The organism is Nocardia sp. JCM 38205, assembly GCF_058222935.1.
In genome coordinates, this window is record NZ_JBYHFL010000002.1 from 37,426 (window position 1) to 51,571 (window position 14,146).

The 14,146-nt window shown below is 66.6% G+C and carries 8 protein-coding genes; 5 read left to right on the plus strand and 3 right to left on the minus strand.

Features of this window, described 5'->3' with window-relative positions; translation table 11 throughout:
* Positions 1 to 96 precede the first annotated feature (96 nt).
* From AC4HOU_RS07055 to AC4HOU_RS07065, 3 genes are all read left to right on the plus strand, one after another.
* Positions 97 to 2,226 (plus strand): galactan 5-O-arabinofuranosyltransferase, encoded by a 2,130-nt coding sequence (locus AC4HOU_RS07055; RefSeq protein ID WP_490724278.1) that lies wholly within the window; start codon positions 97 to 99, stop codon positions 2,224 to 2,226.
* A 95-nt stretch (positions 2,227 to 2,321) separates the two neighbouring features.
* A complete protein-coding gene (locus AC4HOU_RS07060) occupies positions 2,322 to 4,178 on the plus strand; it encodes a glycosyltransferase family protein (protein WP_490724279.1) in 1,857 nt (618 codons plus the stop codon).
* A gap of 61 nt (positions 4,179 to 4,239) precedes the next feature.
* Positions 4,240 to 7,632, plus strand: a complete 3,393-nt coding sequence (locus AC4HOU_RS07065; protein WP_490724280.1) for an arabinosyltransferase domain-containing protein — start codon at positions 4,240 to 4,242, stop codon at positions 7,630 to 7,632.
* Here the strand turns inward: AC4HOU_RS07065 and AC4HOU_RS07070 are convergent.
* The 3 genes from AC4HOU_RS07070 to AC4HOU_RS07080 form a co-directional block, all read right to left on the minus strand.
* Positions 7,625 to 8,125: a cupin domain-containing protein gene (locus AC4HOU_RS07070; RefSeq protein ID WP_490724281.1), complete on the minus strand. Its 501-nt coding sequence runs from the start codon at positions 8,123 to 8,125 to the stop codon at positions 7,625 to 7,627. The genes AC4HOU_RS07065 and AC4HOU_RS07070 overlap by 8 nt on opposite strands.
* A gap of 168 nt (positions 8,126 to 8,293) precedes the next feature.
* A complete protein-coding gene (locus AC4HOU_RS07075) occupies positions 8,294 to 9,034 on the minus strand; it encodes an ESX secretion-associated protein EspG (protein WP_490724282.1) in 741 nt (246 codons plus the stop codon).
* A gap of 14 nt (positions 9,035 to 9,048) precedes the next feature.
* Entirely contained in the window at positions 9,049 to 10,983 is a 1,935-nt protein-coding gene (locus AC4HOU_RS07080) for a hypothetical protein (RefSeq protein WP_490724283.1), read from the minus strand.
* A 184-nt stretch (positions 10,984 to 11,167) separates the two neighbouring features.
* On the opposite strand from AC4HOU_RS07080, the gene AC4HOU_RS07085 reads away from it, so the two are divergent.
* Positions 11,168 to 11,470: a hypothetical protein gene (locus AC4HOU_RS07085; RefSeq protein WP_490724284.1), complete on the plus strand. Its 303-nt coding sequence runs from the start codon at positions 11,168 to 11,170 to the stop codon at positions 11,468 to 11,470.
* A gap of 3 nt (positions 11,471 to 11,473) precedes the next feature.
* Entirely contained in the window at positions 11,474 to 13,807 is a 2,334-nt protein-coding gene (locus tag AC4HOU_RS07090) for a TPR repeat domain-containing protein (RefSeq protein WP_490724285.1), read from the plus strand.
* Positions 13,808 to 14,146: the final 339 nt, after the last annotated feature.

Below are 14,146 nucleotides of genomic sequence, written 5' to 3' on the forward strand. Positions count from 1 at the left end.
CCACTGGACCTCGGCACGGAGGCGCGCGGATGAGGCTCCACTAGGCTGACCGCGACGTGCAGTCGGTACGACAGGAGCCGGAGGTTGGGCGCGCCGATGACAACGAACGACGATGTGCGGTCGAGGCAGTTGGTGCGCCGGGTCGGGGGCGCGCTGGGGCAGGCGGTGCTGGCGACGGTTGTCGCGGCCGTGGTCGCGGCGGTCGGCCTGTACGCGTTTTCGCTGGTGCAGTGGCCAGCGTTCAACTCCTCCAATGTGACTCGCGCCCTCACCACAGTCGGGCAGGTGGCCTCCGCCCTGCTGCTGGTCGCGTCGATCGTGCTGATCCGGCGCAAGACCAAGCTTTGGTTGGCGAAACTGCTGTCGTGGGCCGGGATTTCGGCGTTCGTCACGGTGACGCTCGGGATGCCGCTGGCCGCGACCAAGCTGTACCTGTTCGGTGTCTCCGTCGATCAGGAGTTCCGCACCGAGTACCTGACCAGGCTCACCGACAGCGCAGCGCTGCGCGATATGACCTACGCGGATCTGCCGCCGTTCTATCCGGCCGGATGGTTCTGGATCGGCGGCCGGGTGGCGAATGTGCTCGGCATGGACGGGTGGGAGGTCTTCAAGCCGTACGCCATCGGCTCGATCGCGGTGGCCGCGGTGCTCGCGCTGGTGCTGTGGTCGGAGCTGATCCGCGCGGACTGGGCGGTCGCGGTGGCGGCGGCGGTGACGGCGGTCGGGGTCGCGTATGCCGCGCCGGAGGCCTATGGCGCCGTCATCGCGATTCTGCTGCCGCCGGTGCTGGTGCTGGCCTGGGGTGCACTGCATCGGCCGGGCGTACAGCGGGGAACCGCAGGTGGCTGGGGTGCGGTGCTCGGCACCGGGATATTCCTGGGGGTGGCCGCCACTTTCTACACGCTGTACCTCGCGTTCGCGGCCTTCGCGGTGACATTGATGGCGCTGGTCGCGGCGGGGTACGCCGCCGTCACCCACCCCACCACCGCCCAGCGGGACATGACCGCCACGCAGCCCGCCGATGCCACCCAGGGCGCCAATGCCACCCAGGGCACCGGGGGCGGCGGTGCCACGCGGGACGCCGATGCCACGCAGGGCCCGGGTGCCACCCTGGCCACCACTGCCACCCAGGCCACCGGCACCACCCAGATCACCGCTTCCGCGCAGCGCTCCGGTGTGAGCGACGGCGGCGCGTGGCGGGCCGCACTTCCTCCGCTGGCGCGGCTCGTCGTCATCGGCGCGATCGCCGGACTCATCGCGCTCACCGTCTATCTGCCGTTCCTGCTCGAGCTGCTCGGCGGCAGCTGGCCCAGCGGCGGCACGGCATTCCACTATCTGCCCGAGGCCGGCGCGGAGCTGCCGTTCCCGATGGTGGAATTCTCGCTGCTCGGCGGGTTCTGCCTGATCGGCACGATCTGGCTGGTGCTGCGGGCGGGATCGTCGCGGCGGGCGCAGGCGCTCGGGATCGGCGTGCTGGCGGTGTATCTGTGGTCGCTGCTGTCGATGCTGGCGACCGTGGCGGGGACGACTCTGCTGTCGTTCCGCCTGGAACCGATTCTGCTGGTGCTGCTGGCGGCGGCGGGTGCGTTCGGTTTCGTGGAGGGCGCGCGGGCGGCGTATCAGGCGTTCAACGAACCGGAGCGGTTCCGGATCGTGGTGGTCGTGGTGGCGCTGGTCGGTGCGCTGGCCTTCGCCCAGGACATTCCGCGGGTGCTGGCGCCGGAGATCACCACCGCCTACACCGACACCGACGGCGACGGCGTGCGCGCCGATCAGCGCGACCCGTCGGCGGTGGCCTACTACCGCGAGATCGACGCCGCGCTCACCGCCCGAACCGGACGCCCCCGCTCGGAGACGGTGCTGCTCACCGCCGACACCACCTTCCTCGCCTACTACCCCTACTTCGGTTTCCAGGGCCTGACCTCGCACTACGCCAACCCGCTCGCCGAATTCGCCGAACGCGCGGCGGCGATCGAAGCGTGGAGCGCGCTGGAATCCCCGCAGGAACTGCTCGACGCGATGGACGCGGCGCCGTGGCGGGCTCCGGATGCGTTCCTGTTCCGGCGCAGCGGCGAGGACTACACGCTGAGGCTCGCAAAGGACGTCTATCCCAACGATCCGAATGTGAGCCGGTACACCGTCGCCTTCCCCCGCGCGCTGTTCGACGATCCGCGCTTCACCAGCACCGATATCGGTCCGTTCACGCTGATCACGCTCGCGCGCTGAGGGCGGCGGGCAGGCCGCGGGTTGTCAGCTCGCACTCAGGGTGGTTGGGTACGGTGGGCTGCTGATCCGGCCGGCACGAGGAGTTGTATTACGTTTTGAGTGGGGAACCTGACGTCGAGCGGGGTGGATCGACGGCGGTGGAGGTCGCGACGGAAGGGCCGTCGACGGCTCCGCGGCTCGCCACCGACCACACACCCGAACGGACCCGTCCGCGGCTGCGGATACCGCGCGCCGACCTGCTGGTCGGCACCGGCTACCTGGTGCTCGCGACCGTCATCCTGTCCGGGCAGTGGCGCGATACCAGCGGCTCCTACCTGATCAAGAGCGGCCAGGACCAGACCATGTGGGAGTGGTTCTTCGCGATCACCGCCCATTCGGTCGCGAATCTGGAGAACCCGCTCGGGACGAATCTGCAAAACTTCCCGGCCGGGGTGAACATGATGGCCAATACGGCCATGTTCGGAGTCGGGGTCCCGTTGACGCCGGTCACCCTGTTGTTCGGGCCGACGGTCACCTTCGTGTTCGTCCTCACCCTCGGCCTGAGCGCGACCGCGTTCGCCTGGTACTGGCTGTTCTCCCGGGAACTGGTGAGTTCGCGGACCGCGGCCGTCATCGGCGGTCTGTTCTGCGGCTTCGCGCCGGCGATGATCTCGCACGCCAATGCCCACCCGAACTTCGTGGTGCTGGTTCTGCTGCCGCTGATCGCCGGGCAGCTGATCCGGCTGGTGCGCCGGGCGAGCGTGACCGAGCGGCCGGGCCGCCGGGTTCGCGATGCGCTGATCCTCGGCTTACTGGTGGCGATGCAGATCGCGCTCGGCGAGGAACCTCTGCTGATCTTCGCGCTCGCCATCGCGGTCTTCGCCATCGGCTACTACCTGCGCGAACCACGGGCCGGGCTGCTCGTGCTGCGCCGCGCCACCCCGACGGTGGCGCTGGCCGCGGCGATCACGCTCGCGCTCACCGCGATCCCGCTGTGGTGGCAGTTCTTCGGGCCGCAGAGCTATCGATCCATCGACCACGGTCCGATGGGCAACGATCTCAAGGCCATCGCCCAGTTCCCCTCGGAATCGCTCGGCGGCATGTTCTCCCCCGGCCAGAGCGTGGCGATCAATCCGACCGAACAGAACGCCTATTTCGGCTGGCCGCTGCTGTTGCTGCTGGTGGCGACCGTCGCGCTGCTGTGGCGTGAGCGCATGGTGCGGGCCGCGACGGGCGTCATCGTGGTGTTCGGGGTGCTGTCACTGGGTTCGGAGGCGGAGTTCGGCAAAGAACCCACCGGCATCGCGCTGCCATGGCGGCTGCTCGAATCGGTGCCGCTGGTCAACTCCATGCTGGAATCCCGGCTGACCATGGCCGCGATTCCGGCCATCGCGGTGATCCTGGCGCTGGCCACCGAACGGGCCGTCGCCCTGTGGAAGGAGTCCGCGGTCGACCCCAAGCCGCTCGGCTGGTTCGCCGCGCTCGCCTTCGCTTTGCTGCCGCTGGTGCCGACGATCCTGCCGGTGGCCGAGCGCCAGGAGACGCCGCAGTTCTTCGCCGACGGCACCGTCGACCGGTACGTCGACCACGGCTCGGTGGTGGTGGTGCCGCCGCCGCGCCCACCCGACGCGCGGGCGCTGCGCTGGCAAGCCGACGCGGGCTTCACCTTCCCGCTCGCCGGCGGCTACTTCGTCGGGCCCACCGGCGCGGACAAGAAGGGCATCTACGGTCCCGCCGCGCGGGCCACCGCGTCGCTGCTGGTGAAGGCGCAGGACACCGGAAAGGTTCCGGCGATCGACGCCGACGACCGCGCGGCGGCACTGGCCGATCTGCGGTACTGCCAGGCCGACGTGGTGGTACTGCCACGCACCACCAACGCCGATACCCTGCGCCAGACCATGACCGAACTGCTCGGCACCGGACCGACCAGGGTCGAGGACGTCTGGGTGTGGGACGTGCGGATGCTGCGTTAGCTTCGGCGCCCACGGGCAGGCAGCGGGCTGCGTCCGGCAGCGCCGGTTAGAGTCGAGTCCCGTGCGACCGGACCGATCTCCCAGAGCGTTCAACCGTCTCCGCCTGATCGCCCTCGTCTCCGGATTTCTCGGATTCGTGCTGGCGTTGCTGACCCCGCTGCTGCCGGTGCGTCAGGAGCAGGCGGTGCTCGACTGGCCGCAGGCCGGGCAGACGAGCGTCGAAGCGCCACTGGTGAGTTACGAACCGCTGCGCCTCGAGCTCACGGTGCCGTGCCCGGTGCTGCGGGACGCTACGGGCACGCTGGTCTCCACCATCCCGATGGAGTCGGATCAGGCCTCGGCCAAGGGGCTGATCGTGGCGGTGCGCGACGGTTCGCTGTCGGTGCTGTTGCGTGATGTGCCGTTGCTGTCGGCGCCGGTGGCCGAGATCGGCGATTGTGAAGTCGTGCGGGTCACCTCGGAAGCCGCGGCCACCAGCGCCGAGATCTCCGGGGCGAATCGCGCGGATGGAACGCCGTTCCGCGCCACCGTCACTCGCGATATCCGGCCGCAGATGGTCGGCGTGTTCACCGAATTGGAGCAGGCGCGGCTCGACGGCATCCGGTTGCACGCCGATATCGATTCGCGTTTCAGCTCCTCGCCCAGCGTGTTGAAGCTCGCTGCGATGATCATCGCGGTGCTGAGCACCATCGTCGCGCTGATCGCGCTGCATCTGCTCGACACCTCCGACGGGCGACGTGCGCGCCGCTTCCTGCCCGCGCACTGGTGGCGGTTCACCCTCGCCGACGGCGCGGTGCTCGGCACGCTCGCGCTCTGGCACGTCATCGGCGCCAACACCTCCGACGACGGCTACATCCTGAACATGGCGCGTGCCTCCGAGCACGCCGGCTACATGGCCAACTACTACCGCTGGTTCGGGGTGCCCGAGGCGCCGTTCGGGTGGTCGTACGAGGTGCTGTCATGGATGACGCGGGTCTCCGACGCCAGCCCGTGGATGCGGCTGCCCGCGCTGCTGGCCGGCGTGGTGTGCTGGCTGGTGATCAGCCGCGAGGTGCTGCCCCGGCTCGGTGCGCGAGTGCGCCGCAACAAGGTGGCATTGTGGACGGCCGGACTGGTGTTCCTGGCCTTCTGGCTGCCCTACGACAACGGCCTGCGGCCCGAACCGCTGATCGCTGCCGGTGCGCTGCTCACCTGGTGCTCGATCGAACGCGCCATCGCCACCTCACGGTTGCTGCCCGCGGCGATCGGCATTCTCATCGCGGCCTTCTCGCTGGCCGCCGGGCCGACCGGGCTGATCTGTATCGCGGCACTGATCGCTGGGTCGCGGCCGGTGTTGCAGGTGATCGTGAAGCGGGCGCGGGGTGAGGTTGCGACGCAATCGGTGCTCGCCGAGGCTCGGGCGCGAGTGCGGGGCGCGGGCGGCGAAGCTCGGCCGGACGGCGTCCCCCAGCGACCTGACAGCCGGGTTCGGGAAGCCGATGCGAAACCCGCTCAGCGCCCGCGCGGTTCGCTCGCCAGCGGAATCTTCCGCTACGCGGCGCTGCTCGCACCGGGCATCGCCGCCGGAACCCTGGTGCTGGTGGTCATTTTCGCCGACCAGACCCTGGCCACCGTCATGGAAGCCACCCGGGTGCGCACCATCGTCGGGCCCAACGTCGCATGGTTCGACGAGCGCACCCGCTGGGACTCGCTGCTCATGCTGGCACCGGACGGTTCGCTGTCGCGGCGTTTCGGTGTGCTGCTGATGCTGCTGTGCCTGCTGGTCTGTGTACTGCAAGTGTTGCGCAAGGGCCGGATTCCCGGCACCTCGCGTGGGCCGTCGGTGCGCATTCTCGGCATCGTGTTCGCCTCGCTGCTGCTGATGATGTGGACGCCGACCAAATGGACCCATCACTTCGGCGTGTACGCCGGGCTGGCCGGTTCGCTCGCCGCTTTGGCGGCGGTCGCGGTGGGCGTCAACGGGATTCGCTCGGCGCGTAACCGGGCGCTGTTCGCCGCGGCCGTGCTTTTCCTGCTCGCCATCACGTTCACCGGGTCCAACGGCTGGTGGTATGTGTCCAGTTACGGTGTGCCCTGGTGGGACAAGGCGCCGCTGGTGGCGGGCAAGGGCATATCGACGCTGTTCCTCGGGCTCAGCGTGCTGGCGCTGCTGGTCGCGCTGTGGCTGCATTACCGGCAGCCGTATCAGCGTTCCGGCGGTTCGCGATGGGGCCGGTACGCCTCGGCCCCGTTGACGATCGCGGCCGCGCTGATGGTGATCTTCGAGGTGGCCTCGCTGGCCAAAGCCGCCGTTTCCCAATACCCCGCGTACTCGGTCGCGAAATCCAATGTGCGCTCCCTGGCCGGTGAGCCCTGCGCGCTCGCGGATTCGGTACTGGTGGAAACCAATACCGCCGATTCACTGCTGACTCCGTACGACGGCGACCCCGCCGACGGTCTCGTCTCCAGCGAACCCGGCGTACAGACAGTCGGATTCACCCCCGACGGCGTGGCCGACGATCTCACCGCCGACGCCGAGGAAATCGCCGGCGGCGGCGCCAATACCGTCGAAACCGATAACGACAACAAGACCAGCGACACCACCGGCGCGGGCACCGGCGGCGGCACCACCGCGCAGGCGGGCATCAACGGGTCGACTGTCGCGCTCCCGTTCGGCCTCGACCCCGCCCGCACCCCGGTGCTCGGCAGCTACCAGGACGACGACCAGAAGCAGGCGAAGCTCACCACCCAGTGGTATCGCCTCGACCTGTCCGGCTCCCTGCGCGAGGACCCCGCCTACCAGGTGCTCGCCATCACCGCGGCCGGTCGTATCCGCTCCGTCGACGCCGACGGCGTGCTCACCTACGGCCAGGACCTGGTGCTGGAGTACGGAACCCGCGCCGCCGACGGCACCATGACCGTCCTCGGCGCGATCGCGCCGACCGATATCGGACCGGCGCCGTCCTGGCGCAACCTGCGCGTGCCGCTGGACCAGCTGCCCGCCGAGGTGAATGCGGTGCGCCTGGTCGCCACCGACAACGACATCACCCAGCGGCAATGGCTGGCCATCACCCCGCCCCGCCTGCCGCGCCTGGCCACCCTCGATTCGGTCGTCGGCCACACCGACCCGGTCCTGCTGGACTGGCACGTCGGCCTGGCCTTCCCCTGCCAGCGTCCCTTCGACCACCGCTACGGCGTCGCCGAGGTCCCGCGCTGGCGCATCCTGCCCGACCGCGTCGGCTCCGACGCCTCCAACGCCTGGCAGGACGACATCGGCGGCGGCCCCCTCGGCTGGACCGAACTACTACTGCAAGCCGAGACCGTGCCCACGTACCTGAACGACGACTGGGGCCGCGACTGGGGTTCGCTGGAACAGTTCACCCCGTACGACCCGGAGGCGATGCCGGCCGAACTCGACATCACGACTGTGACCCGCTCCGGCCTCGCCGACGACTCCCCGATCAGGATCAGATGACGCGAGCGAGTTCCTCGCGCCACACCGCACTGTCGAAGTAGTGGTTGTCGAAACGCTCGGAGCGGTCGCGAATGTCTTGAATGGTGGCTTCGCCCCGATAGACCCGCTCCAGCAGCCGGTAGTAGTCGAACCGGTCCGGGCCGGGCGTGAACGCGACGAACAGTTCGGCGTCCGAGTCGGCCGCGGGTGCGAACGCGTGCGGCACGCCGGCCGGGATGGTCAGAAAGTCCCCCCGGCCCAGCCGCACGATCTTGTCGTCCACCAAGAACCGCGCTGCACCGTCGAGCACGAGGAACATCTCGGTCATCCCGGTATGAAAATGCGCAGGCGCACCGGGCGAGCCCTTCAGCAACCGCGCCTTGTTCGAGGTCAACGCACCCCCGGTCGCACTGCCCTGGGCGAGCAACATGATCTGGCTGAGCGCCCCGTCCTGCAATGTTTCCGCCGCCTCCGACCGAACGAGGACGGGAGAGGTCGAGGTGTGGTTCGTCATCGGAATCCCTCCGTTTCGCTGCCGACATCCCTTTATCGGGCGGTTCGACAGGTTGACGAAGTGGGGACAGTCAGTGTGACATCACGATCGGGCACGGGTAATCGAACAAGTGGCCAGAAGCAGTGATCCAGAGCCAACTTCACCCGCGTCTTCAGAGAGGCCAGCGCCTCAGCGCTGGGCAATTCCCGCCCTACGCGCCAATGCAGCCGCTGTAGCCTCCGCTGTAGCGGCTTTGAGCTTGGTGTCGTGATGGTCGATATCGATCAGATACCGGCCCGCTGCCGGGTGGTCATCGCGGACGTCGATCCAGCTCAGGTAGACCGGCGGCTGCGGCCGGTCTGTGCGCAGATGAGTCTGGACCTTGAGATAGCCCTCGGCGCTGCGCGGTGCCAGCAGCAGAGCGCGAATGCGCTCCTCGACCGGTAGCTCATCGTTTCGAGAACGCCCCCAGGAACTCGGTGGTTCTTCACCGCGCACGCGGGGCGTATAGCCGACCATATCGCCAGCCGCGCCCGGCTCAGCCGGAGGCATCGTGGCGGCGATCTGCTTGCCGAGACTCTCGCGTCGGGTGATGACCATTTGGATGTCGCCGCCGGATTCAGGCGTCGCTCCGGACCTCTGGAAGAGGATCACGCCAAGTTCACCAGAGGCTGCGCCTACCGAACGCGCGCGCTTGCTCGACCTGTGCGAGTGCCCGCTACAGATGATCCGCAAGTCCGGATCGGCCAGCACGCGCAGCGGACCGGTTAGATCTGGGTCGCCGAATCTGGGATACCGAGCGCGAATCGGGCCGATGAGCTCGGCGTACTCGTCTTCGGTCGTGGCGGATTCGATGATGCTGATCGGGTCCGGATATTCGTCGCGCCCGGTCTCACCCCATACCCACGCGAACTCATCGGGCGTGAACACCCACTTTGTTCTCGTCACTGTCGGCCAGCACCTTCAGTCGGTTCATCCATCATCGGACCCACCCCCGACACAGTGAAAACCTCCGGTTCGCTAGATGTCTCCTCCTGGTCGGATGGCGTTTCATCCATGACCGGTCCGGTGCCGGACACCGTAAACTGCGTGGAGCTTGCGGCCTCGAGCGGTGCGTCGTCCATCATCGGTCCCGTGCCAGAGATTGTGAACGACTCTGGTTCGCTTGCTGACTGTGGTGGCGATGGTTCGTCCATCATCGGTCCAGCGCCCGAGACGCTGAACACCTCAGCGGACTGTGGTGCGCTGGTAGGTGCGGTGCTCGCTATCTCCGTCGCGGCGGGCCTCGCTCCGGCGTCGTAGTCCCTCTGCTGAACAGGCGCGGGTTCGGTGTCGGTAACGACATCCACATCCCAATCACCATCTGCCGCAGAGTTTCCGGGCTGCGCGGCAACCGCGCGCTCAGGAGCTGGGGAGTTCAATTCCTGCGATACCCATCTCGACGATCCGGTGTTCGGCTCTTCGACCTCATAGTTCGCGGCCATCTGGGTGAAGGATGGGTCGAACTCGGGTGCGAGTCCTGCACCGATCACCTCTACCGGGCTTTCGAGACCCGCGGTCCACTCGTCGGATACTCCGCGCAGGTAGTCGGGCGCCGAATGCTCCTTCTCGTCGTCCTCATTTCGGCGTCCGCCCGGCGCCATCGGCGACATGGGCATTCCCCTGGCCCCGGCGCCAGCAGGACGCGCGCCCGCGGCGGCTGCACCGGGACCCACACCTGGGCCGACGCCCGGTACACCCGGACGTGATGCACCCGGACCGCCGGAATCCGGCAGTGAGCGACCTGCCCGATCTGAACCGTCCAGGCCCAGCCCCGATCCACCCGGACCGGAGGCACCGAAACCAGTGGAATTCGGTGATGAGGTTGCGCCGGGGCCGAGACCGGCAGCTGTAGTTGATGCCGGCGTCGTGCCATCGGCCCCGGGCAGCAACCCTTCGGGAAGACCCAACCCTTCTGGGATCCCAAGCCCCTCGAGTCCGGTCTTCGGCAGTCCCTGACCACCGTTTGCGGGAGTTTCCGCTGGTGGAGTGCCCGCTCCGGGTTGTCCGGCACCGCCAGTCGCTGGGCCACCAGTCGAGCCACCGAGGCCACCCGACGGCCCGCTGCCCGAGCTCCCGCCCGATGTTCCGTCTCCGCCGCCGATCTGCGGAACCTCGACGTAGGAAGGAACCGCGGCGCCTGCGGGCGGAAAATTCGGCTTGTAGATGGTGTTCATCACCCGAACCGCCTCTTGGCGAGCGAGTTCCCTTGCCGCGCGGTCGCTATCGGCGTATTCGGGGTTGATCAGACCGGGTGCGGCCGACTGGTCTCGATTGTCGGGATCGGGCAGCGGGATAGTGGATGCCGGCGGCGGCTGGATCGCGGTCCGCACCGCCTCGGCAGCCCAGGCCAATGCGTCGAGCCGTAGGTTCACCGAGCTGAACACTTGGCCGATCTGATTCGCGGCGTTTGCGAACTGCATCGAGGCGGTTTCCGCAGCGCTGGCACTCGCTCCTTGCCATTCGCCCGAACCGAAGATGCGGTTCAGGCCCATCATGTTGAACATCGAGAGATTAAGAAGGTCGGTAGCGTATTCCTGCCACACTCGCTGCAAGGTGCGCATACCGGCCGCGTCGATGCCCCCCGGCCCATGTACTGCCTGGTACATCGCTTGGTGGGTCATGCCCTCGAAGTGTTCGAGCGTGCTCACGAAATCTGGGTCGGTGCCGGCGCCGAGCTCGCTGAGACGAGTATCGTCGGCCGCCGCGAGTCCGAGTGACGTGCGGGCCCGACTGGCCGCGTTCTGCGCATCCTTCGACACGATGAGCTCTTGCAGCCCCGGAATCGGGATCGAACTCGCTGGTGGTAGAGGTGGCGTCGAACCATCCTGCCCGCCCATAGCGGCCCCCTTCGCGCGCCAAGACACATGTGTTCCGACTCGGCAGGTTAACACGCGCCATCCGAATATGCGGCGGTCGAGCATCGCCTGGAAGCCGCTGGCATCACTCCGATATTGTTCCAGCGCAGTTGAACATTCACGGCACGCCGAGCCGGTCGGCTCGCGCCGAGAAGGGGGACGTCTCATGATCCAGGCCGACATCGACCAGCTCAAGAAGCTGGCCACCACACTGGACACCGTGAGCCAGGAGATCGACAAGATCGACGTGCGCACCGCAGGCGACCAGATCGGCGCCGCCCTCCCCGGCTGCTCACTCGGCCAGGTCTGTGCACAGACCGGCGAGTTCACCGAGGGCGCCTGGCTTCGCGTCGCCCAACGCATCCAGGCGCTGTCCACCCTGGTCAAGCAGTGCGCGGACAACATGCAGATGACGGACGAAGACTTCAAGAAGAAGCTCGACACGATGGACTTCAAGGGCCGGGGGTAGGCAATGCCGACACGCAACGAGGTCACCAACTGGAAGCCGGAGAAGCTCTCGGAGTGGGCCACCGAGCTAGAGACCGACACTCAGTACTACGAAACCCAGCTCGGCCAGATCCTTACCCACTTCACGGGAACCAGCTGGTCGGGCAAGGCGCATGACGCGGCTTCGGACCGCTTTACCGAGGAGCACGACCAAGGCCGCAAGTTGTCCCAGGAGATCCGGGATGTTGCAGCGGCGCTCCGGGCGGCGGATCAGCGGTTGGCCAACGAGAAGCGGTTGCTGCTGGGGAAGGTGAGTGATGCGGAGAATGATGCGACCTCGCCAGTCAAGCTTCAAGTTGCCGACAACTGGGTGGTCTCCGCGAGCCAAACTGGCGGCACGCTGTCGGATCAGGACAAGCAGACCGTTACCGACAAGGTAAATGCTCACCAGAGCCTGATCAACGCTGCCTACTACAGTCTTGCCGGCGCCATCAGCGAAGTTGGCGTTGCCATCAGCACGGCGACCCAAGAGATTCGCGTTCGAGGCGATCAGCTGGGTGACGGCGTCGATGCCCCAACGGCTGCACCGAGCGACTCCGCCGGGCTAGGCAAAGAGGACGGTCAAGCTCTGGCCGATTGGGCGAGCACGAAGGAACACGAGCGTGACCCCGCCGTACTGGATCGAATCGCGAGGCAGCTTCCACCACAACCACTTACCCAAGAACAGCTTCGCATCCTGTCAGAAGGTGGCGAAGTCGACTCGCTGCCGCCAGGAGTCCAGGAGTACTACCGAAACCTGTATCAGACGGCTGGCAAGGACGGCATGCTCGGGCTGATGGAACACCTCAGGACCCAGGAGGAAGCGGGCAATACCGTCGCCGCTGCTCAGCGCGACTCGCTCGCCAATGGGCTGATGGTCATCAGTAACGAAGATCTCGGTACCGGGCGAAATCCCGACGGCACACTCGCGAACCCCGGCAGCTACCAGAATGTGCCGCAGGGACTTCGAGAACTCATCGAGGCACGCCGTACCGACCCCGACCCGATCGATCCCAATGTTCCAGGCGGGCCGGTAGTGGCCTTGCAAGAACAATGGGAAGACACGAACGAACTGGCGTCCCTCCTGGGCCAGGCGAACCCGGGGTATGAGCCCGGAACCGAGCTGGGAACCCAGCTCTACTTGAAGTCCTCTGACATGATCCAGGACCAATACCATCCCGATGGGCGCGATGAAGCTGCTGCGAGCTTCCTCGACATAGCAGGCCGCAATGATGACTCCAGCCATAAGATCTGGACTGGGGAGGGTATGCCCGAGGGGTACAAGCCCGAAGAAACTGTCCGTAACCTCCTCAATTACGACTGGTCCGACTCTGACAACGGGCGCGGGGCATCGATGCTGATCGACCGAATTACCGACGAATCGAAGCTACCGCCCGACGATCCTCGCGGCGAGCGCGGTCGGCAAGCGCTGGCGGGGCTGGGCAATATGCTGGCACCCCTGGACGACAATGGCGCGTGGGAAAACAGCCGGAAGAGCTTCGCGGCGAATCCTGAAATCGCAACAGCGGTAAGTCAAGCGGTCAGTGCGAATCTCGGTGCGGTCAGCACACCCGGACAGGCCAACGGCTACACACAGAGCGACGTGCTCCCCGGCGGTCAGGTCGTTTGGAATGCTGAGGAGGCAAACCGGCTGCTGCAACTCGGCTCCTACTCTGAGGAAGGCCGCCTCACACTCACAACGGCCGTCGAACAACACCGATTGGACGAACTCACCCGCGCGATGCGCGACTACCCTGGCGCACCTGCCAACGCACTCGCCGGCAGCGACGCCGCCACTCTCTCAGGCCGGCTCGACAACGCAATGTGGGATGCATTAATCAACCAGGACCAGATCAAGGGCGAAGCCGTTGAGAATCCATCAAACGCTATGTACCAGGCGAAGATGGCCGGTGCTGCAATTGCTGGGCAACTGGCCGATCAAGCTGTTGGGAAGATTCCGCACGCCGATATTGCTACCGGAATAACCGGCGTCGAAGTAGGCGACGCCGTGACGAACCAAGTGCAGCAATGGCTCGGAAAGCCCGAATACGATTACATGGAGCGGCCCAGCGAGGCTGTGCTACGGGCTGAAGCGACCGGGAATGCGCACCAGTCGATACTAACTGCCGCCTATTCGGCCGGACAGCTCCCGCCAATTTTGCAAAACGGGGGCCAACCATTCGACCTTGTCGCGATTCGAGAGGACCCGATCAAGAACAGAGCCTTCCTCGACTTCCTAGCCACACAGGGACTGAACCAATACATTACAGATTACAGCCAGTCGTACTCGATAAACCTCGGACAGCAAGGAGGCTCATGATGCGTTCCGTCCCGCTGGCCACACTTATTGCGGGTGCTGCAATAGCAATTACCTCTGCATGTACACCCAGCAACACTGAGCACGATGTCAGCCGGGTGTCGTCGAGCACCGCCGAATTTCCCTACCCCGAAGTCCGATATTATTCGGAAATCTCGATACCGATGAATGAGCCAATGCGAGTGGCCGCAGAATTCGCTCTTGCGATGTCAGCGGACAGCATGGCGATACCCTACCCCGAAACTCCAGAATCGACACGCATCCGCTTTCTCCAGCAGGCTGCACCGGAGTCCGGCAGCATCACGACACCAGTGCCGCACCCACCGGGATTCATCGGCTCAA

Coding starts and splice junctions, on each gene's coding strand:
- AC4HOU_RS07055 (WP_490724278.1), top strand. CDS start 97: ATGACAACGAACGACGATGTGCGGTCGAGGCAGTTGGTGCGCCGGGTC.
- AC4HOU_RS07070 (WP_490724281.1), bottom strand. CDS start 8,125: ATGACGAACCACACCTCGACCTCTCCCGTCCTCGTTCGGTCGGAGGCG.
- AC4HOU_RS07080 (WP_490724283.1), bottom strand. CDS start 10,983: ATGGGCGGGCAGGATGGTTCGACGCCACCTCTACCACCAGCGAGTTCG.
- AC4HOU_RS07085 (WP_490724284.1), top strand. CDS start 11,168: ATGATCCAGGCCGACATCGACCAGCTCAAGAAGCTGGCCACCACACTG.
- AC4HOU_RS07090 (WP_490724285.1), top strand. CDS start 11,474: ATGCCGACACGCAACGAGGTCACCAACTGGAAGCCGGAGAAGCTCTCG.